Origin of the sequence: Halobacillus salinus, assembly GCF_004684905.1 — a bacterium.
Classification (GTDB): Bacteria; Bacillota; Bacilli; order Bacillales; family Halobacillaceae; genus Halobacillus; species Halobacillus salinus.
This window is the reverse complement of sequence record NZ_SRJC01000001.1, coordinates 1,588,870-1,610,227: the sequence shown is the minus strand read 5'-3', so window position 1 is coordinate 1,610,227 and position 21,358 is coordinate 1,588,870. Positions and strand designations below refer to the sequence as shown.

25 protein-coding genes are annotated in these 21,358 nt (G+C 42.9%); 16 read left to right on the top strand and 9 right to left on the bottom strand.

Going from position 1 to position 21,358, the window contains the following annotated elements; all coding sequences use genetic code 11:
* Genes tenA through thiE form a run of 4 tightly spaced genes read left to right on the top strand, consistent with a single transcriptional unit; the run spans position 1 to position 2,853 of the window.
* On the top strand, positions 1 to 693 hold the full coding sequence (gene tenA / locus E4663_RS08740) for a thiaminase II (protein ID WP_079480437.1): 693 nt from the start codon (positions 1 to 3) through the stop codon (positions 691 to 693).
* Entirely contained in the window at positions 690 to 1,487 is a 798-nt protein-coding gene (thiD, locus tag E4663_RS08735) for a bifunctional hydroxymethylpyrimidine kinase/phosphomethylpyrimidine kinase (RefSeq protein WP_135327301.1), read from the top strand. The genes tenA and thiD overlap by 4 nt, the downstream gene beginning before the upstream one ends.
* Positions 1,484 to 2,242, top strand: a complete 759-nt coding sequence (gene thiM / locus E4663_RS08730; protein ID WP_135327300.1) for a hydroxyethylthiazole kinase — start codon at positions 1,484 to 1,486, stop codon at positions 2,240 to 2,242. The genes thiD and thiM overlap by 4 nt, the downstream gene beginning before the upstream one ends.
* The gene (gene thiE, locus E4663_RS08725; protein WP_135327299.1) at positions 2,239 to 2,853 is read left to right on the top strand and encodes a thiamine phosphate synthase; all 615 of its coding nucleotides are present in this window, start codon (positions 2,239 to 2,241) and stop codon (positions 2,851 to 2,853) included. The genes thiM and thiE overlap by 4 nt, the downstream gene beginning before the upstream one ends.
* A gap of 47 nt (positions 2,854 to 2,900) precedes the next feature.
* Here thiE and E4663_RS08720 read toward each other — a convergent pair whose 3' ends face one another.
* The 3 genes from E4663_RS08720 to E4663_RS08710 form a co-directional block, all read right to left on the bottom strand.
* Positions 2,901 to 3,656 (bottom strand): sporulation protein, encoded by a 756-nt coding sequence (locus tag E4663_RS08720; protein ID WP_079480433.1) that lies wholly within the window; start codon positions 3,654 to 3,656, stop codon positions 2,901 to 2,903.
* 98 nt (positions 3,657 to 3,754) lie between these two features.
* Positions 3,755 to 5,287 carry a glycine betaine uptake BCCT transporter gene (locus E4663_RS08715; RefSeq protein ID WP_135327298.1) on the bottom strand — a complete coding sequence of 511 codons (1,533 nt, stop codon included), beginning with the start codon at positions 5,285 to 5,287 and terminating at the stop codon, positions 3,755 to 3,757.
* Between the two features lie 42 nt (positions 5,288 to 5,329).
* Positions 5,330 to 6,406, bottom strand: coding sequence for an FUSC family protein (locus E4663_RS08710; protein ID WP_135327297.1), 1,077 nt, complete (start codon positions 6,404 to 6,406; stop codon positions 5,330 to 5,332).
* Positions 6,407 to 6,549: 143 nt separating this feature from the next.
* On the opposite strand from E4663_RS08710, the gene E4663_RS08705 reads away from it, so the two are divergent.
* Both E4663_RS08705 and E4663_RS08700 read left to right on the top strand, forming a co-directional pair.
* Entirely contained in the window at positions 6,550 to 7,422 is an 873-nt protein-coding gene (locus E4663_RS08705) for a polysaccharide deacetylase family protein (protein ID WP_135327296.1), read from the top strand.
* Between the two features lie 207 nt (positions 7,423 to 7,629).
* Positions 7,630 to 7,740 carry a GapA-binding peptide SR1P gene (locus E4663_RS08700; RefSeq protein ID WP_079480429.1) on the top strand — a complete coding sequence of 37 codons (111 nt, stop codon included), beginning with the start codon at positions 7,630 to 7,632 and terminating at the stop codon, positions 7,738 to 7,740.
* A gap of 53 nt (positions 7,741 to 7,793) precedes the next feature.
* Here the strand turns inward: E4663_RS08700 and E4663_RS08695 are convergent, their stop codons facing one another.
* Entirely contained in the window at positions 7,794 to 9,263 is a 1,470-nt protein-coding gene (locus E4663_RS08695; RefSeq protein ID WP_135327295.1) for an aminotransferase class I/II-fold pyridoxal phosphate-dependent enzyme, read from the bottom strand.
* Positions 9,264 to 9,404: 141 nt separating this feature from the next.
* On the opposite strand from E4663_RS08695, the gene E4663_RS08690 reads away from it, so the two are divergent.
* Together E4663_RS08690 and E4663_RS08685 are read left to right on the top strand one after the other, a co-directional pair.
* Complete coding sequence (locus tag E4663_RS08690; protein ID WP_135327294.1) at positions 9,405 to 10,361, top strand: NAD(P)H-dependent flavin oxidoreductase; 957 nt, start codon at positions 9,405 to 9,407, stop codon at positions 10,359 to 10,361.
* 19 nt (positions 10,362 to 10,380) lie between these two features.
* Positions 10,381 to 10,659 (top strand): UPF0223 family protein, encoded by a 279-nt coding sequence (locus E4663_RS08685; RefSeq protein ID WP_079480426.1) that lies wholly within the window; start codon positions 10,381 to 10,383, stop codon positions 10,657 to 10,659.
* Positions 10,660 to 10,704: 45 nt separating this feature from the next.
* Here the strand turns inward: E4663_RS08685 and E4663_RS08680 are convergent, their stop codons facing one another.
* Entirely contained in the window at positions 10,705 to 11,337 is a 633-nt protein-coding gene (locus tag E4663_RS08680) for a YktB family protein (protein WP_135327293.1), read from the bottom strand.
* A gap of 177 nt (positions 11,338 to 11,514) precedes the next feature.
* Here E4663_RS08680 and E4663_RS08675 point away from each other — a divergent pair, with 177 nt between their 5' ends.
* Entirely contained in the window at positions 11,515 to 11,703 is a 189-nt protein-coding gene (locus E4663_RS08675) for a hypothetical protein (RefSeq protein WP_135327292.1), read from the top strand.
* Positions 11,704 to 11,798: 95 nt separating this feature from the next.
* Positions 11,799 to 12,623, top strand: a complete 825-nt coding sequence (locus E4663_RS08670; protein ID WP_135327291.1) for an inositol monophosphatase family protein — start codon at positions 11,799 to 11,801, stop codon at positions 12,621 to 12,623.
* A gap of 21 nt (positions 12,624 to 12,644) precedes the next feature.
* Here E4663_RS08670 and E4663_RS19945 read toward each other — a convergent pair whose 3' ends face one another.
* Complete coding sequence (locus tag E4663_RS19945; protein WP_168927332.1) at positions 12,645 to 12,815, bottom strand: hypothetical protein; 171 nt, start codon at positions 12,813 to 12,815, stop codon at positions 12,645 to 12,647.
* A gap of 130 nt (positions 12,816 to 12,945) precedes the next feature.
* Between E4663_RS19945 and E4663_RS08665 the strand changes: the two genes are divergently transcribed.
* Positions 12,946 to 13,323, top strand: coding sequence for a YlaH-like family protein (locus E4663_RS08665; RefSeq protein ID WP_079480422.1), 378 nt, complete (start codon positions 12,946 to 12,948; stop codon positions 13,321 to 13,323).
* 82 nt (positions 13,324 to 13,405) lie between these two features.
* On the opposite strand, the gene E4663_RS08660 is transcribed toward E4663_RS08665, so the two are convergent.
* Positions 13,406 to 13,609, bottom strand: coding sequence for a YlaI family protein (locus E4663_RS08660; protein WP_079480421.1), 204 nt, complete (start codon positions 13,607 to 13,609; stop codon positions 13,406 to 13,408).
* 145 nt (positions 13,610 to 13,754) lie between these two features.
* Between E4663_RS08660 and E4663_RS08655 the strand changes: the two genes are divergently transcribed.
* Complete coding sequence (locus E4663_RS08655) at positions 13,755 to 14,039, top strand: hypothetical protein (RefSeq protein WP_079480420.1); 285 nt, start codon at positions 13,755 to 13,757, stop codon at positions 14,037 to 14,039.
* Positions 14,040 to 14,052: 13 nt separating this feature from the next.
* On the opposite strand, the gene E4663_RS08650 is transcribed toward E4663_RS08655, so the two are convergent.
* On the bottom strand, positions 14,053 to 14,643 hold the full coding sequence (locus tag E4663_RS08650; RefSeq protein WP_079480419.1) for a YhcN/YlaJ family sporulation lipoprotein: 591 nt from the start codon (positions 14,641 to 14,643) through the stop codon (positions 14,053 to 14,055).
* 115 nt (positions 14,644 to 14,758) lie between these two features.
* Complete coding sequence (locus E4663_RS08645; RefSeq protein WP_135327290.1) at positions 14,759 to 15,253, bottom strand: hypothetical protein; 495 nt, start codon at positions 15,251 to 15,253, stop codon at positions 14,759 to 14,761.
* 84 nt (positions 15,254 to 15,337) lie between these two features.
* On the opposite strand from E4663_RS08645, the gene glsA reads away from it, so the two are divergent.
* The 4 genes from glsA (at position 15,338) to pyc (ending at position 21,358) form a co-directional block, all read left to right on the top strand.
* Entirely contained in the window at positions 15,338 to 16,267 is a 930-nt protein-coding gene (glsA, locus tag E4663_RS08640; RefSeq protein ID WP_135327289.1) for a glutaminase A, read from the top strand.
* An 82-nt stretch (positions 16,268 to 16,349) separates the two neighbouring features.
* The gene (locus E4663_RS08635; protein WP_079480416.1) at positions 16,350 to 16,631 is read left to right on the top strand and encodes an Fpa/YlaN family protein; all 282 of its coding nucleotides are present in this window, start codon (positions 16,350 to 16,352) and stop codon (positions 16,629 to 16,631) included.
* 108 nt (positions 16,632 to 16,739) lie between these two features.
* A complete protein-coding gene (gene ftsW / locus E4663_RS08630) occupies positions 16,740 to 17,927 on the top strand; it encodes a putative lipid II flippase FtsW (RefSeq protein ID WP_079480415.1) in 1,188 nt (395 codons plus the stop codon).
* Positions 17,915 to 21,358 carry a pyruvate carboxylase gene (gene pyc, locus E4663_RS08625; RefSeq protein ID WP_135327288.1) on the top strand — a complete coding sequence of 1,148 codons (3,444 nt, stop codon included), beginning with the start codon at positions 17,915 to 17,917 and terminating at the stop codon, positions 21,356 to 21,358. Before ftsW ends, pyc begins: the two co-directional genes overlap by 13 nt.

Below are 21,358 nucleotides of genomic sequence, written 5' to 3'. Positions count from 1 at the left end.
GTGTCCTTTACAAATCAATTAAGAGAAGAGAATGAACACTTATTCCGTGAAATCTATCGTCACCCATTCGTGCAAGGAATAGGAAAAGGGGAGTTGAACCCTGAGGCTGTTGCCCATTACGTTAAAGCGGACTATGAGTACTTAAATAAGTTCATGCAAGTGTATGGACTCGCCATTTCAAAATCAGCGGAGCGTGAAGAAATAGAGTTTTTCAACGAGCAAGTTCAATTTATTTTACACAGTGAAGTGCATCCTCATAAGAATTTGTGTGAATATATAGGCATTCCTTATGAAGACTTACAAGGGTACGACCTTCCGCCGACTGCGGATCATTATATTAAGCACATGTTATACCATGCCTTGCAAGGAGGTATGGGGGAGACTCTGGCTGCACTCCTTCCGTGCCCTTGGACATATTTGGAGATAGGGAAGAAGCTTGAGATAGAGTTTCTTAATGAATCGCAGGACCATCCCTTTCAACCTTGGATTACATTCTATACAGAAGACGCGATGATGGATGTAACGAATTTCATGAGGAGCCGATTAGACCAACTGGCTGAGAAAGCTTCAGACTCTGAAAAACAAAAGATGAGAGAAGCCTTCCATAAAAGCTGTCAACTAGAGTGGTCCTTCTGGGAGATGGCTATTACATGTGAAGGATGGTTAACAGAAGAGGAGGTATCGACTAGATGATTAGCTGTGCTCTTACAATCGCCGGTACAGATCCAAGTGGAGGAGCTGGCATCCAGGCAGATTTAAAAACCTTTCAGGAACTTGGTGTTTATGGAATGTCTGTTGTAACATCTGTTGTCGCTCAGAATACGACAGGAGTGCAAGGAGTTCATCATATGCCAGCTTCGTTCCTGACAGAGCAAGTACGTTCTGTTCGATATGATATGCCAATCCATGCGGTGAAGAGTGGGATGATTCCGACAGTGGACATGATGAGGGCCGTCGCTGATCAAGTGGAGCATATTGATGCTCCGTACGTGATCGATCCTGTCATGGTGGCTCAAAGCGGAGATGAACTAATAGAAGAAAGCGCAATGGAAATGTGGAAAGAACGATTAATACCTTTAGCAACAATCATCACCCCTAATATACCGGAAGCTGAAAAAATCATAGGTACATCCATTCATTCTGTAGAGGATATGCGAGAGGCAGCAGAACATATCTGTACCGTTCTCGGGGCTAGTGCTGCGCTAATAAAAGGTGGGCACAGAGACGGAGAAGCGCTTGATGTCCTCTATGATGGCTCAGAGTGGGAAGTCTTTACAGCAGAACGAATAGACACAGCGAACACGCACGGAACTGGCTGTACTTATTCTGCTGCGATTACAGCTTGTTTGAGCCAAGGTCATTCTCTTTTTGATTCCGTGCGTATAAGTAAAGAATACGTGACAGCCGCTATTCGTGAATCTTTTTCTTTAGGACATGGAAGCGGTCCGACCAATCATTTTGCATGGAGAAAGGAGCGAAGTATATGAACGAAGGCATTCTACACAAAGTAAGAGAAATGAATCCATTGGTTCATAACATGACGAATCAAGTGGTAATGAACTTTAGTGCCAATGGTCTGCTGGCATTAGGAGCATCGCCGATCATGGCGAATGCAAAAGAAGATGCCGCCGAAGTAGCAAGACAGTCCGATGGTCTATTACTCAATATCGGGACAGTAGGAGAAGAGCAGCTAGATGCGATGATTTTAGCCGGAAAGGCAGCTAATGAGCAGGAGATTCCAGTTGTTATAGACCCAGTAGGAGTAGCTGCCACCTCGTATAGAACAAAGCTGTTCGAAAGTCTATTATCGGAAGTGCAACCAACTGTCATAAAAGGTAATGCAGGAGAGCTTGCTCATCTAATTGGTAGGAAATTGGAGACAAAGGGCGTGGATTTTGTAGGAGAAACGGATCCGACGGAGGTGGCCGAGGAAGTTGCCAGAAACTGCGGAACTTCTGTTTTATGCACAGGTAAGACAGACATCGTCACAGATGGCAATAGAACATTAAAGAATGAGACAGGTACTGCTCTACTTACTCAAATTACAGGAGCAGGTTGCTTGCTTGGTTCAGTCGTGACAGCTTACTTAAGTGTAGGAGAAGATGTGTTGGAAAGTGCTCATGCCGCTGCAGCTTACTACGGGAAGAAAGCGGAAATAGCAGCTTCGCAAACTGATGTCAGAGGACCAGGCACATTTTTATCCCACTTTATAGATCAATTGGCCGGGGAGGATATGGGATGAAGTCCGGTCAATTACGAAAGTATCTTGTCATGGGATCGAATCAGTGCTCTAGAGATCCGCATGAAGTATTAAGAGAGGCCATTGCAGGAGGCATAACGGCTTTTCAGTACCGTGAGAAGGGTAATGGTGCCCGCTTAGGTCAGGAGCGACTGATGCTTGGGAGAAGCCTCCGTGAGATATGTAAAGAGAATGACATTCTGTTTTTCGTTAACGATGATCTTGAATTAGCAATACAGTTGGGGGCGAATGGTGTCCATGTAGGTCAAGCGGACAAAGAAGTGACTTATATAAGAGAACATCATCCTGAACTGCTGATTGGACTATCTGTTTCAAATGAAACGGAACTCGCAAATAGTGAAATAGACTATGTTGACTATTTAGGAGCAGGACCTATTTATCCCACGGCTACTAAAGAAGATGCAAAAGAATCGGTAGGTACAGACTGGATTCGACGTATCAAAATAGTGCATCCAACTATTCCGGTAGTGGGAATCGGTGGAATAGATCCAACGAATGCTTCGAACGTCATTGAAGCGGGAGCGGATGGAGTAGCTGTAATTTCTGCCATTACAAAAGCAGTTGACATAAAAGCAGCAGTTCGGCAAATATGAAAGAGAAAGCTCAGGGGGGTGACTCCCTGAGCTTTTCTGTGTACCATCTATTGGCTGTAGCGTTGAATAGTGGCTCGTAATTGTTCTGCAACACTGTTTTTATTTTCGAGCTCAGATTTGGAATAAGATAATTTGACTTTACTTTCATCCATTTCTAAGGCTTCCGCAAACAAGCCTCCCAGGCCTCGAGCGCGTCGATCCACTTCTAGGAATGTATCAATACGATCTTCGTAAAGGAAAAATACAGCTTCTAGTTCATCAAGGTAGGAGCGGAATTCGCCACTTGGCTGAAACTCAAATTCCTGTACATACCCGTGATGTTTCGAATATTCCATTTCTACTTTCTTAACAGAGAAGCCAATCGATTCTATACATTCCAAAATGGTTTCAAGGTAAGGGTGTGGTGCCACCTTAATTGGATCACGGTCTTGAGGGTCAAGAGCCATCGGAATGTCCAATCCTGTCTCAAACCAAATAGGGAGTCTTCCAACCGAAGCCGGTACATGGAAAGGAAGGTGGACAGTGAAAGGAATTTCTTTAATCTCACGAGCAGCGATGACTAGATCTTGAGTGATTAAGTACTTTTCCAGAGAGACTTTCTCTTTTACTTTCCTGTCATCCACTTCTCTTATTGCCTCTGTCATTAGGAACAAGTGTATCGCGTCAATCGATTGATCAACGTCTCCACCTTTTATGACCACTTTGCCAGTCACTTCTTCCCCGGGGATAAATGAATCCTTCTCTAGCTGAGTGTCTACTTTAGCAGCGCCGACCCCGACACTCGCCAACAATTTTTTGAACATGTATTTTCTCCTCCTTTTCCTGATTATACGAAAAAAAGGAGGAAAAGGATTCAAAAAAAGTGCTCTCCGATTATGGAGAGCACTTTACTAACTTTAACTTAGCTTTTCTTCTTCAAGCCCACTTCCTTCGCATCCTCATTAAACTGTTTATAGAGTGAGAAACAGATTAAAATCATGATGAAAGTGAACGGGAAGGCTGCGATGATAGCAGCAGTTTGCAGTGCTTGTAGCCCGCCTTGCCAAAGTAGTACGGCTGCTGCACCTGCTTGGATAATACCCCATACGAACTTGACTTGGTTCTTAGGGTTCAAGCTTCCGTTCGTCGTCTGCATACCAAGTACAAACGTAGCGGAGTCGGCAGATGTTACGAAGAACGTACTGATCAGCAACAGACCGATAAAGGACATGATACCGCCAAGTGGAATGTGTTCTAGCATAGAGAATAATGCAACTTCCGTTCCTAGATCACTCATATCCTGATTGATGTTGATACCTTGGAAGTACTCAAGGAAGATCGTTGTTCCACCGAATACGGAGAACCAAAGTGCACCGAAAATGGTTGGAACAAGAAGAACACCCAAGATGAACTCACGGATTGTACGGCCTTTTGAAACACGTGCGATGAATGTTCCTACGAATGGAGCCCAGGAAATCCACCAAGCCCAGTAGAAAATAGTCCATCCTTGCACCCAGTTGCTGTCTTCAGCAAATGGTGTCATACGGAAACTCATATAAGGTAGATCACGAAGATAGGAACCGAACGAAGTCGTAAAGAAGTCCATGATGAAGTTCGTTGGTCCAGCGAATAACAAGAAGAACATTAGCAATAGAGCTAACACAATGTTTGTATTACTTAGGTATTTAATTCCTTTGTTAAGTCCTGTCATAGCAGAGATCATGAATAATACCGTTACGACAATAATTATGATCAACTGTAGTGTAAAGGTATCGTTCAATCCCGGAATAGTGAATGCTAGTCCACTTGAGATTTGCAGTGCACCGAGTCCTAAAGAAGTTGCTACACCGAAGATTGTTGCGAAAACCGCAATAAAGTCAACAAGTGTACCGATGGGTCCTTTAACACGCTCTTCCCCTAATACAGGAGTAAGCGCCGCACTAATAACACCTGGAGCATCCTTTCTGAACTTAAAGTAAGCAAGTGCTAGTGCCAGAACTGCGTAAATCGCCCAAGGGTGAAGACCCCAGTGGAAGAAACTATATTTCATAGAGGCTTGCGCTGCTTCTTCAGAAGTGGGTTCCATACCCGGAATTGGTGGAGTGTGGAAGTGTGAAAGTGGTTCGGCTGCACCCCAGAATACAAGACCGATTCCCATACCTGCACTGAACAACATGGCGAACCATGTAATATATGGATATTCTGGCTCATCATCCGGTTTACCCAGCTTCAGTTTTCCATATTTAGAGAAGATAAGGTAAATCGCAAAAATGAGGAATCCGGTGGCGGATAATAAATAGAACCAACCGAATTTTTCAGTTAAGAATCCTTGTATTTGTGATGTAACGTTTGATAAGTTCGCAGATCCCACTAAATCTTGAGGCAAAACGCCCCAGATGATAAAGAGGAAAGCTACGACTACCGAGATGTAAAATACTCTCGTAACTTGGTTCATGAATATCATCCCTTCTATTTAATTGTGTTGCTTTCCATTCCGTCAATCGTTTCCTTTTACATAACACTCCCGGACCACCTGTTTTCTCTTATCAGACATGTTTTGCAGTTCTTCGAGAACATCATGAAAACTTAAGAGTTCATAAATAATGATTGTCTGAGGCGGAAGGTGATGTCTGTAGTGACTTTCTCTTTCGACATGTTGTTCCTTCCATTTCCAAAACATGTGATCCAGTTTGCCAACTCTTTGGAATTGTTCTTCAGTAATGGAATGGGTCGGGTCCTGAAGCGATTTGACATAATCCTCGATTAAAGAGAGGATCAGCTCTTTCTCCTCAGCGGAAAAATCAGAAGCATCAATTTTCACATACTGCAGATTTCCTAAATGGTAGGCAATCTGTTGAAGCGCTCCGAGTTTCTTCTGGGAAAACTGAAACGCTAGCAGTTCCTCTTTCGTATGCTTGTGGTACTTCCACTCTTCCCTTTGGTAGTTGGAAAGTAAATACGTTCTTTCCAAATGAGCAGTCAATTGACGATAAGACCTCGAGATACTTCGATTTTTCTCTTTAGATTCTGCAAAGGTGTCCTTAATTATTCGCTCTAATAATCGACTTGAATGATTAAATAGCTGATTGATGTTCTTGTAAATCATCGGCGAATAATTAGGAGGTAAAAGGAAAAAATTCACAAGAGTTGAAATGATGATACCAATAGATGTAGTACCCAGTCTTGTGAAAAACGAAACAAAATAATGGTCTTGAAATTCAGGTATCATAGCAATAGCAGTAATCGTTGCGACCAGAATACCATCATCCATTTTCAGCTTGTGACAAACGGCTATTGTAATCATAGCAGCAAGTGCAAACGTGACAGCACCTTTACCGAATAGGCCGTAAAAGCTCGTAGCTAAGAGTGCGCCTATTGCCGAAGCAGGAAAACGCACTGCTGCTTTCTTGATGGAATCAGCAGCTGTATGTTCGATTGTGACAATGGCTGTAATGACGGCAAAAATAATGGGTAGGTCAAAGAAACCACAAATAAGAGCAGTGAAAAAGACGGAGATACCTGTCTTAATCGTACGACCACCGAACAACTTGAATTTTTTGAGCGAATTCATCATGACTTTAATCACCTTTGCATCCTTAGTATCAATTAGCCACGGTTGGCTATTATATAATAAAATATCTCAAAACGATAGCAAAAAAACAAATACAGTTTTATAATAGGCAATGGAAATACATAACAGTGGAGGGTCAATCTATCATGAAGCAATTAATCACTTTGGTCTTGATCACTTTGATTTTGGCAGCATGTGGTGCAGAGAGCCAAGGGAAATCTGACGAGACAGACAAAGCGGAACAAACGGAAGTAGAAGAGACTAATGCATCCGGAAGCGGAGAAGAGGAAGAGGCTTCAGAACAGGATAAAGAAGAAACAGAAGCACAAGACGAGGAAGCTACAGAAGAGGAGGCCACAACGCAGCAAGACGAGTCCGAGGTACCGGCTGAACCGCAATATCAGCTAACAGGCAATTGGTCGTTCGAGCCGATCAATGACGCCAACCCGGAAGTTGCCTTACTGACTTTTGACGATGCCCCTGACGAATATGCAGTCGAAATGGCAAAAAAATTAAAGGAAATGAATGCCCCGGCCATCTTTTTTGTCAATGGACATTTCATTGATACGGAAGAAGAAAAAGAAAAACTGAAACAAATTCATGATATGGGATTTGAGATCGGAAACCATACGAACTCCCATGCTTCGCTTCCTGATCTGACGAAAGAAGAACAGCGTGAAGAAATTGTGGGGTTGAATGATAAGATCGAAGCGGTAATCGGAGAGCGTCCTAAGTTCTTCCGCGCTCCATTTGGGCAGAATACGGATTACTCCAAACAGCTATCACAAGAAGAAAAAATGCTGGTTATGAACTGGACATATGGTTACGACTGGAATAAAGAATATATGGATGCGGATGCGATTGCGGATATTATGGTGAACACAAACCTTCTAAATAACGGAGCGAACTTACTTATGCATGACAGAGAGTGGACCTATAAAGGGCTTTCTGAAATTGTGGAAGGTTTGAGAAATAAAGGGTATGAGCTTTTAGATCCGAAATTGATTAAAACTCCTTAGCAAAGAGATGGGCTGACGTTATGACGTCAGCCTTTTTTTAATTCTCAGGTCTTAACAAACGGGCGGAAACATATATATGCATAGGCTTAAATTAATAGTATGACACAATTATAAAAAAGTTATACTTTTGGGCTTGATTTTCGAAATGTGACCCATTACAATGAAGTTATATTGAAAGCGATTACAAATACAGGGGAGTGGATGTGAGTGGGTACAATTATTTGTCAAGATTGTCAGAAGGTTATTGAACATTACGATAACGAGAAGGTTTCTACTCTTTATAGCACTTGTCCGGATTGCCATCCTGCAGATGAATAACATAATGCAAAAAGCCTGCTGTCTCTAAAAACAGCAGGCTTTTTTATCTGAAATTATTGGAATGCTCTTTGTTCTTTTATAACGTGAATGTTCTCTAACGTGTCATCCTGTGGTCCTTGGACAGGCAGACCGGCCTCCATATTTTCCTTAATGTACTGGATATTATCTTCTGTTATGATTTCTCCAGGTAGGAAAATAGGGATGCCTGGTGGGTAAACCATGACAAATTCAGCACTTATTCGCCCGACAGCATGCTTCATCGGAATTCTTTCTGTGGAAGCATAAAAGGCATCTCGTGGGGTCAATGCTAGTACAGGTATGTCAGGGACCTTGACTGTCATATCTCTTTCCTGATGAGTAGGTGTGCTTTCTGCAGCTAGAGTAGATAGAGCATGGATGAGCTTGTCTACTTCCGCTTGTGTATCTCCCGGTGTGATGATACAAAGCAAGTTATATAAGTCAGAAAGCTCCACTTCAATATTGTGTTGTTTGCGAAGCCATACTTCCGCATCGTACCCTGTAATGCCGAGATTCTTCACTGAAATGATCAACTTTGTTGGGTCATATCCGTAGGTTGCGTCGCTTCCTAATATTTCTTCACCGGGACAATACAAATGTGGAATCGAATTAATACGGTCTCTTGCATTCGTTGCAAGCTTTATACAATCATCAAGTAGAGCTTTCCCGTTTATTGCGAGGTGGCGTCTTGCCGTATCCAGTGAAGCTAATAGAATGTATGATGTTGATGTTGTCGTGAGCATTGATAATATACTTTGGACACGCCCGTGAGAAACGAGACCTTCTCGCAAGTTAAGTACAGAACTTTGGGTCAAAGAGCCTCCGAGCTTGTGAACGCTTGTCGCTGCCAAATCAGCACCTGCTTGCATAGCGGACAATGGTAATTGATCATGAAAATGGATATGAACTCCATGAGCTTCATCAACCAATACAGGGATGTCATAAGAGTGAGCAATCTCTACAATATGAGTTAGGTCAGCAGTTATGCCGAAATAGGTAGGATTGATGACAAGTACCCCCTTGGCATCTGGGTGAGCTTCGCAGGCTTTTTGGACAGCCTTTGGTGTAATCCCGTGGGAAATGCCCAACTTTTCATCTAGCTCAGGATGAATGAAGACTGGCTTGGCACCTGAAAAAATAATGGCCGTCGTTATCGATTTATGGACGTTTCTCGGTACGATTATTTTATCACCAGGGTGGCAGACGCTCATGATCATCGTCATGATTGCACCGGAAGTACCTTGAACGGAGAAGAAGGTATAGTCCGCTCCAAAGGCTTCTGCAGCCAATTCCTGTGCATCTCTAATCATGCCATGGGGATGATGTAGGTCATCCAATGGCTCTATATTAATTAAATCGATGGATAGTGCAGAATCCCCGAGGAATTCTCGATATTCTTGATCCATACCTTTACCAGTCTTATGACCGGGGATATGAAACTGAGTCGGTTTCTTTGCAGCATGTTCTTTAAGCCCTGTAAATAAGGGAGTTGTTAATTGGTTCATTTTATTTCAGCACCTCTTTAAAAATAGAAAGCAAGTGAATTATAGCAGAGTCCCTCGTACGTGGCTAGTTAATTTCGAACAGAGACAGTTGTTACTGTGATTAAGGTACTCGTGATAGAATAATGCTAAGGGAGGGGTTTCATGGATTGGCAAACGAGAGTGACACGGCTGTTAGGTATTACATATCCGATTATTCAAGGTGGGCTAGCCCATTTAGCTTACTCAGATTTGGCTTCAGCAGTTTCTAATGCAGGGGGGCTTGGGCAAGTTACTGCTATGAGCATGTCAGACCCTGAGCAGCTGCGGAATGAAATTCATAAAGTACGACAAAAGACATCGAAACCTTTCGGGGTGAACTTTGCAATTGGTCAACATGGTCGTTCTTTCGAGGACATGGTTCAGGTTGCAATCGATGAGCAAGTGCCAGTAATCAGTGTTACTGGAGGAAATCCGAAACCGGTTCTGGATATGGTAGAGGGGAAGGGGATCAGAAAGCTGGTCCTCGTTGCAGCTAAGAGGCAAGCTGAGAAGGCAGAGGAACTCGGTGCTGATGCTGTCATGGTCGTTGGCCATGAAGGAGGCGGTCACTTAGGGCGAGACGATGTCGGAACGTTTGTGTTGACTCCTCAAGTTGTCGATGCTGTCGAGATCCCAGTCATTGCATCTGGTGGAATCGGTGATGGCAGGGGGTTGATGGCAGCTCTTGCTTTAGGCGCAGAAGGAATCGAGATGGGTACAAGATTTATCGCGACTGCGGAATGCCATCATGCCCATCAGGTTTATAAACAAGCACTCATTGATGCGGATGAGGCTTCTACAACTGTAATTAAGCGTAGTATTAAGTCACCAGCGAGAGCTCTAACGAATGATTGGACAGAAAAAATCTTAGAGCTTGAAAAAAGCGGGGCAGGCTATGAAGGGTTGAAACACTATATTAGTGGAGAAGCCAACAAAGCTTATATATACAAGGGAGAAGAAAGCGAAGGATTTGGATGGGCTGGTCAGGTAGCCGCCAGAATAAAGGACATACCATCTGTAAAAGAGTTATTTGAGCGCATGCTAACTGATGCGGAGCAGATAAGGAAGCGATGGTCTTAACATGTAAGGAGGAAGCGGAATGAGTTATTCATACCCGATTGATGAGCAATACTGGTCAAAAGAAGAAATCATCGATGTAGTCAATTTTTATAATATGATTGAACAGGCATACGAAAAAGGGGTGAACCGTGACGACTTAATGCTCGCCTACACTCGGTTCAAACAAATTGTGCCATCTAAAAGTGAAGAAAAGAAACTGACAAGCCAGTTCGAAAAAGAATCAGGATACTCCAGTTATCGTACGGTGAAAAAAGCAAAAGAATTGAATGCTGGCGCAAAAGTGAAAATGTCTACATGAATGCTGAAGAAGAAAGGACGTCCGCCTGGACGTCCTTTCTTCTGGTTATAGACTTTTAGTCATTCGATATAGCGGCTCTAGTGTTTGGAATGTGTCTTTACATAGTTGGAGAAAAGCCTCAGGATCCTTCAGGCGATTATCTCCTCGAGGCAAGGTTTGTCCGCAAAGAATTTCTGCTTTCTTAACAGATCCCAGGCGCTCGGTCATCGAATCGAATTTCTCTTCTTTCACTTCCAGATGCGGGATAGCATCTGGTTTTGTGTGGTCAATTGACCACACGAATTCATCAGGGATGTGGTCAAGGATATCCTGACGGTTTTCCTTCAACTTTCTAGCGAAGTCTTGTTTAATCGGGCTTTCATAAATGACTGCAAACCAGATGAAAACATGCGTCTCCCACAAGCCAATCTGAAAATGAGGAAGCTTCTTGTAGCCTCTTTTATTTGCAGCCAAGGCTGCCCAAGTATCGTTTGGTGGATTCGTTTTTCGTCGAGCATGCTTTGCGACGTGGACGAACATTTCGTCTCCTGTCATCGCTGTTACATCAGGAGCAAGGTCTGTTGCAATTGCTTCGAGTTTAGGGGAAATATTCTCACGCAGGGCTTCCATTCTACTTTCAAGTCCTGGAATGGAAAATACGTCAAAATCTTTTTGTGTAAACCCTTCGAATGTTGTCATGTCATCAACTCCTTTTTACTAGGCATCATTTTACCACACAATCCCACCCTTACGAAGCAATGTGTTCGGTGCGTTTGAACCTATGAAAAATGGGTTAAATATAAGTAATCTTATAGAAACTTTTGCCGCGTTCGACTCATATATATACAGTAAGGGTTTGAAAGGGAGGGATTAACCATGAAACATGTCATGGAGGCATTGCGTAAACGAGAAGCACAAGAGAAGCTCCCGGTAATCCGTATGGAAATTGATTATGAACTTGTCACATTGCATGATGCTATGGTTGCTGGAGACGAAGAACAGATAATGAGAGCTAAACGCAAGTTGTCAGCATTGCGAAAGCAATTGATTGAATGGTCTCTGTAAACACGAGTAACAATAAAGTTACTCGTGTTTTTTTGTCTTTTTTGATTGGGTTTTGATAACATAAGATATAAGTTGATTAAAAGGAGAAGTCGTGGATGGACAAGCAATTAAGAAATGAAGTATTTGAATCAGCAAAGTCCTGGGTTTTAGAGGCTGGAGAGCGGATCCGTGAGAACATCGATGCGCCTCGTCAAATAGAGACGAAGTCTAACCCGAATGACTTAGTCACAGAAATGGATCAGCAAACAGAACAATTCTTTGCTGAGAAGATTCGTTCCAAGTATCCAGAGCACTTTTTACTGGGAGAAGAGGGGTTCGGTGATGACCTGACCGAACTCAAAGGGATGGTTTGGATTGTCGATCCTATTGATGGAACGATGAATTTTGTACACCAGAAACGCAATTTCGCCATTTCTATCGGTATCTATGTGGATGGAATTGGTGAAATCGGCTTGATTTATAATGTTATGGAAGACGTGCTATATACCGCGAAAAGGGGAGAAGGAGCTTACAAAAATGATTGGAAGCTTCCAGAACTGAACCATGAACGTCCTTTGCATCAGTCTATTCTGGCATTGAATACAACTTGGATGATTCCTGAAAACCCGTATATTGAGCACACTGGTGTGCAGGAGCTGGTGAAAAAACTGAGAAGTACGCGCTCCTATGGCTCCGCTGCTTTGGAATTTGCTTTCGTTGCAGAAGGGGTTATGGATGGCTACTTGACAATGACGCTCATGCCATGGGACTTTGCCGCGGGTGCCATTCTAGTGAAGGAAGTAGGCGGGGTAGTCACACAGGCTGACAAAGAACCGTTGAATTTGTTAGAGAAATCTACAGTCTTGGCAAGCCGTTCCCCTATCCATGATGAAATCATCGATCAGTATGTGTCATTAAAGAAAGCAAAAAGCGACCGTTGATCACGGCGCTTTTTGCTTTTTTTAAGTAGTGGAACGTTTTAATTTAAGACCGTATCCCATGATGCCAAACCCTAGTAATAAGAAGAGACCTGATAGCCAAAAGACTTTTTGACCTAGGGAAAAGGCACAGAAGATAAAGGAAAAAATGACGAGACAAGCAAGGAACGCCATCGTTACCGGCGTATTTTTCATCTGAATCACCCCTATTCACCTGCTATTATATCTAATTTGATTGAAATTTGAAAATCAGCTCGCCGGGTAGCTTCTTTATGCGATATCCTGTATCATAGGGAGGAGTAGAGGTTACGTGAGGAGGAGCGTTATGCAAGACACGTCCATATTGCAGGTGCCAACGGATCTATGGCCTGTTGCGGATTTTTTCTTTCAGGGCTTGGGTAGTGAAGTGAATATGAATAACCCTGACGAAGTATCCATGTTGTTTCGTTCATTTTTATTACTATACTTAACGACTGTCATTCTGACGATTGTAACATTCAAATTAGGTTTCGCACGAAAATTACCATTGATGAAAACGGTTGTAGTATATGCCGTTTTAGTTATAGGGACATTTTTATTAACTTTAATATTGGGTTTGAACCTCCCGTTACCTGAGAGTATTGCAGTTGCAGCATTGATTCTCGGAATTTACCGTTTGCGTCTGCACAAGGAAAGAAGCGGAAGAGAGAGCCAACAATCATAGGTGTAAGAGCTTTGCAAATCGCAAGGCTCTTTTTTTTTGCTTGTTAAAAGAAAGAGAGCAGCTTATAAGGCTGCTCTCTTGTTTAAGGCAAATGCTTTTCTTTTTTTCGTTCGCGACGAAACTGGAATTGCCCTGTTTCTAATCGCTTCTTCGTCTTGTCAGCAATTCGCTCATGGCAAGGCTCGCACATGAACGTATTTATGCGTCGATTTCTTAATCGCTTAGCTTGTAAGCAATAACTATCAATCGTTTTGATGGTATCGCATATGACACATTGAACACGCATGGTTTTCACCTCAATGTTATACAATCATTTCTGTAAAGTATAACACATATTTCAAACTCTTGAAATTAGATGAAGTTTCCACGTTTTGTTTTCATTTTAGGAGGGAAACGTATGGATAGAATGTAGAGGAAAGGATGATAATGTGGTGAGAAAACGTTGGGTTGCAACAGCAGTGGGAGCCTTAGCAGGAGGAGCTATTGCCTATTTACTTAAAGATGAAGACAACCGGAATAAAGTGGTGGATAAAGCTAAGAATCTGCAAGGAAGCTTGAGTTCAAAGTCTGATATGCCAGTACAAGAGGCAGGCAAACCAGAAGTTTCTGATTTGGAAAATTCAGAAATGGTTTCAGAAGGCTCTCAGTTCGGGGTCCAATACTACAATGAATTAACGGAGAAAGAGCGTGAAATCCTAGAAAAAAGCAACAGCTAAATCCTGAGCGGATTTAGCTGTTTTTCTGTCCTTGTTCTTTCGACTGTTCCTTTTCGATTTTCTTGAGTTTTTCTTGATCTTTTTGGTTCACTGATTGTTGGTTCGATTCGGACTGGGACCGTTCATTAATTGGGCCTTCAGGCATATATCGTCCTACTATTTGACTCAATTCTTCTGTGACAGCTTGAATTGGGTGGCCTTCTTTCATTTTTCGTGTCAGTCCTTTAATGCGCTCAAGACCATCAGCGTCAGCAATGACTACAGCTTGCTTTCCGTAAGGGTCATGTTTGAGAGCTTCTGCAACGGAGAACTTGATCACACCTACCCTGGAACGATCTAAGTCTTTATCAACATCGATTCCTACTGCGACATAGTTCCCAAGAACAATAGCTCTAGCGTCGCGAACATCCGGAACTTCAACAGCTGTCTGTGCTAATCGCTTGGCGATTTGTTGGTTGGTAAGTTCTTTGCGCTCTACAGGATCAGAATCGGTTACATACTTCAGTTCTGGATCTGTTTGTCTTTCTCTGAGTAGCGATTGTTCATTATTTGCTTGGCATGCAGCGAGAAATAGCAGCAAAGTGATGAGCAGAATTCTTTTCATCGTCAACACCACATTTCTTAGTAAGCCCATTTAGGGCATTGGATTTGTGCTTATAGTGTGTGCAACTTTGGAAAAGAATATGTAAAAAGGACAGCTTGTTAGCTGCCCTCAGGAGTTATTGCAATTCAATTCTTTTGATTCCTTTGATCGGCGCATCTTGATTCGATCCATCATGGAAGTAAATATGAATCGGCCCACTCTCTTTAAGTGGCTTTCCGTTCTCTGCAAATAGTAAGTACGAATCTGCAAGCAGATCAGCATCTATAATTTCTTCTTCCTGATCTGATATAAGCTTTGCTTGTGTAACGTCTTTCATGGGTTCGCTAGTTTGAAGGAAAGATTTAATGGGCATTAGAAACGTACCATTTACAATTCGCTGCTTTTCATATCGGTTAATGCTTTTATTCACGGGTGGATTCAGCTTTTGTTGATATACTTCGCGATCAAAGCGAAGGGATTTGCGCTTTAATTCGTCTTCTTCTTCTATGGAAGACTCTGCATTTTCTGGTTCGAATATTTCTTTGAACGTTACCTTACGATCGTCAAAGATCCACACTGTTGGATCTAAGGTGATCGGAAACTTTACGTTTCCAGCAATTTGTACAATCATGGTGGAGCCACCTTTCCAATAATTATCAACCTACTCCATGATAGCAAAAAATGAATTCGATTTCATTAAGGGAGGTCATGCCTTTTGAAAAAAGATATCACACAAGACATATTAGAAGAATGGCTTGAAAATGTAAGGCCTTATGCTTTCGACGGTCAAGTGGCAAACTATATTCCTGCCCTATCAAGGCAGAACCCAGAAGAACTCGCTGTAGCGATCCAATACTTGAACGGGGAGAGTGTCGAGGCAGGGTATACTGACGCTACTTTCACTCTGCAAAGTATATCGAAAGTCATCGCTCTTGCGCTTGCTCTAATGGATAACGGGGAGGATTATGTGTTTGATCGGGTTGGTATGGAGCCTACTGGAGACCCGTTCCATTCGATCTATCGTCTGGAGAAAACGCCAGGCAAACCACTGAATCCCATGATCAATGCCGGAGCACTAGCCGTTACCAATATGATCCACGGAGATACGCCGGATGAAAAAGTAGGAAGGTTACTTAGTTTTATTCATGACCTGACAGATGATCACACGATAGGGTACAATCCTGAAGTTGCTTCCAATGAATTCGAGACATCATTCTTGAATCGTTCGCTACTTTTCTATATGAAGCAACATCGAATTGTGAAGGGGAGCGTGGAAGAGACGCTCGATGCTTATACAAAACAATGTGCCATTGAAGTGAATGTATGTCAGTTAGCAAGAATAGGTGCACTATTTGCTAATGGAGGGCGTGATCTGGAATCAGGAAGGAGTATTATCCCTAAGCATCTAGCTAGAATCTGTAAGACCTTCATGGTCACATGTGGTATGTACGATGCTTCAGGCTCGTTTGCAATCAAAGTAGGAATCCCAGCCAAAAGTGGAGTGTCAGGATCCGTGCTGGCATCACTCAATCACTTCGGCGGTATAGCTGTTTACGGCCCCAGTCTAGATGAAAAAGGGAACAGTGTCGTAGGCTTGAAATTATTAGAGCTATTGTCTAATCGCTACGATTTGTCAATTTTTTAGGGGAATGACTGAACCTCTGTTGCATTTTTTCGTACGAGACGATAATATGAAAAGAGATAGACTGTAAATGGAGGGGATTTTGATGTTGTCTGATGTGGCTGTGGATCATCGTGAAAAGGCCTACGCCCTTCTAAAAGCTGACGCTGATAAAATACTTCGGTTAATTAAAGTTCAGATGGACAACTTGACGATGCCTCAGTGTCCACTTTATGAAGAAGTTTTAGATACACAAATGTTCGGGTTATCACGTGAAATTCACTTTGCGGTACGTCTTAACCTCGTTACGGAAGAAGAAGGCAAAGAACTTCTGGATAACTTAGAAAAACAATTGAATGTTCTACATGAGGCTGCACAGAAATCATGATAGACTTACTCAAATTGCGACGTCCTCAGTTGTAATTTGAGTTTTTTTGTATCTGGGACTACTTAGGACGTTCGTCTATGAAAATATGAAAAAGTAGGGATGAATGAAATGTTTCAACGCTTAAAAACCTATGACTTTAGTTTATTGTTTGCCCCTATTGCACTTGCTGCATTCGGAACAATCATGATCTACAGTGCAAGTATGGTGTATGGACCGATGGTATTCGGAGTCGAGAGCAACCACTTTTTGATCAAGCAGATTCAATGGTTAACGGTAGGACTTGGAATGATGATTTTGGTGTCTGCTATTCCTTATCGCCATTGGCAGAAGTTGACCAAGGCTATTGTTTTGTTCATGTTACTGTCGCTGGGATTATTGTTCTTCTTTGGAACAGAGACGAATAACGCGGTTTCCTGGTACAACCTTGGTTTTATGAATTTTCAACCAGCTGAATTTGTCAAAATCGGCTTGATCATATACTTATCTTCTGTTTATGCAAAAAAACAGAAATATATCGATGATTTTGGAAAAGCGGTAATTCCACCGCTTGTTTTGACGGTACTGATTTTGGGTTTGATCATCATGCAGCCTGACATCGGCTCTGCTGCTGTTATCGGCATGATTGCCAGTTTGATCATCATGAGTTCCGGTATTAAGTGGACACATATCTTATTACTAGTTGTGGTTACGTTTGGCGTCATAGGAATCGGGGCGACCCAGATGGTGACAGATGAGAGGCTTGAGAGGTTCTCCGGAGCTTATCAACCATTCGAATCACCGGACGATGACGGATATCACTTGATCCAGTCGTATGTCGCAATCGGTACAGGAGGTCTTGTTGGCGAAGGTATTGGACAAGGTATTCAGAAGTTGGGCTACCTTCCAGAACCTCATACAGATTTCATTATGGCGGTTATTGCTGAAGAACTGGGCTTTATCGGAGTTGGTATTACGGTTGGCTTATTAGCTCTGATCGTACTTAGGGGATTATACATATCATCGAAATGTCGTGATGCATTTGGCGCATTACTCGCACTCGGTATATCCTCTATGATCGGGCTTCAAGCTTTTATTAATCTTGGCGCGATGAGTGGAATACTTCCAATCACAGGGGTAACCCTGCCTTTTGTAAGTTATGGAGGATCCTCCCTTGTTATTCTTATGATAGCTGTTGGGATCTTAAATAATATAGCAAGAACTGTAAAAGTCAAAGAGGAAGAGGAGGAAGAAGAAGAGGTAGTGGAAAGAAATGTAGAACCGATGACCAATAGAGGAGTGAGATCATGGCAGAATTGAAGAAAATCAATAAAGTACTAGTTGCTAACCGTGGCGAAATTGCCATCCGAGTTTTTCGTGCTTGTACAGAACTGAACATTCGAACAGTTGCAATCTACTCTCAGGAAGATACGGGTTCATACCACAGATATAAAGCAGATGAAGCTTATCTTGTTGGTAAAGGGAAAAAGCCGATCGATGCATATTTGGACATCGAGGGAATCATTGAAATCGCTAAAAGTGTCGGGGTTGATGCTATTCACCCTGGCTACGGCTTCTTGTCTGAAAACATACATTTCGCAAAACGGTGTGAAGAAGAAGGTTTGACCTTCATTGGACCGAATAGTGAACAGCTCCATATGTTCGGTGATAAAGTGAAAGCAAGAGAACAGGCGATTGCAGCGGACATTCCTGTCATACCAGGCAGTGACGGTCCTGTAAGCGGTTTAGAAGAAGTGCGCCGCTTCGCAAACGATAACGGTTATCCGTTAATGATCAAGGCCGCAATGGGTGGCGGAGGCCGCGGTATGAGAGTTGTCCGCAACGCTGATAGTCTTGAAGAAGCATACGACCGGGCCAGATCTGAAGCAAGAGCAGCTTTTGGAAGCGACGAAGTTTATGTAGAGAAGTTAATCGAGCAGCCGAAGCATATCGAAGTGCAGATCATTGGAGATCGTGATGGGAACCTTGTTCACTTGTATGAACGTGACTGCTCTGTGCAACGCAGGCACCAAAAAGTAGTGGAAGTTGCCCCGAGCGTCGCGCTGAATAACGAGCTTCGGGAACAGATTTGTGACGCAGCTGTCCAGTTGATGAACAATGTAGATTACATTAATGCAGGAACAGTAGAGTTTCTCGTGACGGGGGATGAATTTTACTTCATCGAGGTTAATCCACGTGTTCAAGTAGAACATACGATTACCGAGATGATCACAGGAGTCGATATCGTCCAGACTCAGATCATGGTAGCAGAAGGACACGCTCTCCATTCAAAAGAGGTAGGCATTCCTCTACAAGAGGAGATCCGTACTCACGGATATGCGATTCAGTCTCGTGTTACCACTGAAGATCCGCTCAATAACTTCATGCCAGATACAGGTAAGATTATGGCCTATAGATCTGGAGGAGGATTCGGTGTTCGTTTGGATGCAGGGAACGGTTTTCAAGGAGCAGTTATCTCTCCTTATTATGATTCCTTGTTAGTAAAACTCTCCACATGGGCATTAAGTTTTGATCAGGCAGCTCACAAAATGGTACGGAACCTTAAAGAGTTCAGAATCAGGGGTATTAAAACGAATATTCCATTTCTCGAAAATGTCGTCATGCATAAACAATTCCTGAACGGTGAGTATGACACCACATTTATCGACCGTTCTCCGGAACTGTTTGTCTTCCCTAAACGAAAAGACCGCGGTACCAAGATGCTTACTTACATAGCTGACCGGACAATCAACGGTTTTGAAGGGTATGGAAATCGTAAGAAACCGACTTTCCAGGAGCCGAGGATTCCGGTTGTTAAACATTCCGACCCTATGCCTAACGGTACGAAGCAGATATTGGATGAGCGTGGACCAGAAGGACTGGCGGAATGGGTGAAGAACCGCCAGGAAGTGCTACTTACAGATACAACATTCCGTGACGCCCACCAATCCTTGCTGGCTACACGAGTCAGAACGAAGGATTTAGAAGCGATTGCAGAACCTACTGCACGACTTCTTCCGGACTTGTTTTCATTCGAAATGTGGGGAGGCGCTACCTTTGATGTTTCTTACCGCTTCTTGAACGAAGACCCGTGGTCGCGACTTCTCAAATTAAGGGAAAAAGCTCCGAATGTACTTTTCCAAATGTTACTGAGAGCATCCAATGCAGTGGGATACAAAAACTACCCGGATAATTTGATCAAGGAGTTTGTCGAAAAGAGTGCTAATGCAGGCATAGACGTCTTCCGGATTTTCGATAGCTTGAACTGGGTAGAAGGGATGAAATTGACCATTGATGCTGTTCGCGAAAATGGAAAAGTAGCAGAGGCTGCTATGTGTTACACAGGTGATATCTTAGATTCATCACGTCCTAAATATGACCTGAATTATTATAAGAACCTAGCAAAAGAGCTTGAAGATGCTGGCGCCCATATCCTGGGGATTAAAGACATGGCGGGTCTATTGAAACCAGAGGCAGCCTATCAACTTATCTCTACATTGAAAGAGACAGTCGATATTCCGATTCACTTGCACACACACGATACGAGCGGGAATGGCATATTCACCTACGCCAGGGCAGTGGAAGCAGGCGTGGATGTTGTCGACGTTGCAGCAGGCACAATGGCAGGCCTGACTTCTCAGCCTAGCGCCAATAGCCTGTATCATGCTTTACAAGCAAATGAACGCAAACCGCACATCAATATTGATTCATATGAGGAGCTTGGCCACTATTGGGAAGATATTCGTAACTTCTACCACGATTTCGAAAGTGGGATGAGAGCACCTCATACGGAAGTTTATCACCACGAGATGCCAGGAGGTCAGTACAGTAACCTTCAGCAGCAGGCGAAAGCAGTCGGGCTGGGAAATCGTTGGGATGAAGTGAAAGCTATGTACCGCCGAGTTAATGACATGTTTGGTGACTTGGTGAAAGTGACCCCTTCTTCGAAAGTCGTAGGGGATATGGCACTGTTCATGGTTCAGAATGACCTTACAGAAGATGACATATATGAACGTGGACAATCTCTTGATTTCCCTGACAGTGTGATTGAGTTATTCCAAGGGTATTTAGGCCAGCCATATGGAGGGTTTCCTTCAGAATTGCAACAGATTATCTTGAAAGGCCGTGAACCACTACAAGTGAGACCTGGTGAGTTGTTAGAGCCTGTAGACTTCAACGATTTAAAAGAAACATTATTCCATAAATTGAATCGACCAGTCACAAGCTTTGATATGATCAGCTATGCTCTTTATCCGAAAGTGTTCTTAGACCACCAGTCATTCACGGAGAAATATGGTGATATGTCCGCTCTTGATACTCCTACCTTCTTCTATGGGATGAGACTTGGTGAAGAGATTAGTGTGGAGATTGAGCAAGGGAAAACATTGATAGTGAAGCTTGTTTCCGTAGGAGAAGCCCAAGTAGATGGTACGAGAACCATTTACTTTGAATTGAACGGTCAATCCCGTGAGGTCGTGATTCGGGATGAGAATGTGAAAGCAGCTGTTCAAGAACGTCCAAAAGCGAATAAAGCAAATGAGAAGCATATAGGGGCAACGATGCCTGGTACAGTAATCAAAGTTATTTCTAATAAGGGGGAAACCGTCAAAAAAGGGGACCACCTGATGATTACAGAGGCAATGAAAATGGAGACTACCGTACAAGCGCCGTTTGATGGTGTGATCAAGGACATCTATGTTGATAGCAATGAGGCTATTCATGTGGGAGACTTGTTGATAGAGTTTGAATAA

Coding starts and splice junctions, on each gene's coding strand:
- thiD (WP_135327301.1), top strand. CDS start 690: ATGATTAGCTGTGCTCTTACAATCGCCGGTACAGATCCAAGTGGAGGA.
- thiM (WP_135327300.1), top strand. CDS start 1,484: ATGAACGAAGGCATTCTACACAAAGTAAGAGAAATGAATCCATTGGTT.
- thiE (WP_135327299.1), top strand. CDS start 2,239: ATGAAGTCCGGTCAATTACGAAAGTATCTTGTCATGGGATCGAATCAG.
- E4663_RS08720 (WP_079480433.1), bottom strand. CDS start 3,656: ATGTTCAAAAAATTGTTGGCGAGTGTCGGGGTCGGCGCTGCTAAAGTA.
- E4663_RS08715 (WP_135327298.1), bottom strand. CDS start 5,287: ATGAACCAAGTTACGAGAGTATTTTACATCTCGGTAGTCGTAGCTTTC.
- E4663_RS08710 (WP_135327297.1), bottom strand. CDS start 6,406: ATGATGAATTCGCTCAAAAAATTCAAGTTGTTCGGTGGTCGTACGATT.
- E4663_RS08705 (WP_135327296.1), top strand. CDS start 6,550: ATGAAGCAATTAATCACTTTGGTCTTGATCACTTTGATTTTGGCAGCA.
- E4663_RS08695 (WP_135327295.1), bottom strand. CDS start 9,263: ATGAACCAATTAACAACTCCCTTATTTACAGGGCTTAAAGAACATGCT.
- E4663_RS08690 (WP_135327294.1), top strand. CDS start 9,405: ATGGATTGGCAAACGAGAGTGACACGGCTGTTAGGTATTACATATCCG.
- E4663_RS08685 (WP_079480426.1), top strand. CDS start 10,381: ATGAGTTATTCATACCCGATTGATGAGCAATACTGGTCAAAAGAAGAA.
- E4663_RS08680 (WP_135327293.1), bottom strand. CDS start 11,337: ATGACAACATTCGAAGGGTTTACACAAAAAGATTTTGACGTATTTTCC.
- E4663_RS08675 (WP_135327292.1), top strand. CDS start 11,515: ATGAAACATGTCATGGAGGCATTGCGTAAACGAGAAGCACAAGAGAAG.
- E4663_RS08670 (WP_135327291.1), top strand. CDS start 11,799: ATGGACAAGCAATTAAGAAATGAAGTATTTGAATCAGCAAAGTCCTGG.
- E4663_RS19945 (WP_168927332.1), bottom strand. CDS start 12,815: ATGAAAAATACGCCGGTAACGATGGCGTTCCTTGCTTGTCTCGTCATT.
- E4663_RS08665 (WP_079480422.1), top strand. CDS start 12,946: ATGCAAGACACGTCCATATTGCAGGTGCCAACGGATCTATGGCCTGTT.
- E4663_RS08660 (WP_079480421.1), bottom strand. CDS start 13,609: ATGCGTGTTCAATGTGTCATATGCGATACCATCAAAACGATTGATAGT.
- E4663_RS08650 (WP_079480419.1), bottom strand. CDS start 14,643: ATGAAAAGAATTCTGCTCATCACTTTGCTGCTATTTCTCGCTGCATGC.
- E4663_RS08645 (WP_135327290.1), bottom strand. CDS start 15,253: ATGATTGTACAAATTGCTGGAAACGTAAAGTTTCCGATCACCTTAGAT.
- E4663_RS08635 (WP_079480416.1), top strand. CDS start 16,350: ATGTTGTCTGATGTGGCTGTGGATCATCGTGAAAAGGCCTACGCCCTT.
- ftsW (WP_079480415.1), top strand. CDS start 16,740: ATGTTTCAACGCTTAAAAACCTATGACTTTAGTTTATTGTTTGCCCCT.
- pyc (WP_135327288.1), top strand. CDS start 17,915: ATGGCAGAATTGAAGAAAATCAATAAAGTACTAGTTGCTAACCGTGGC.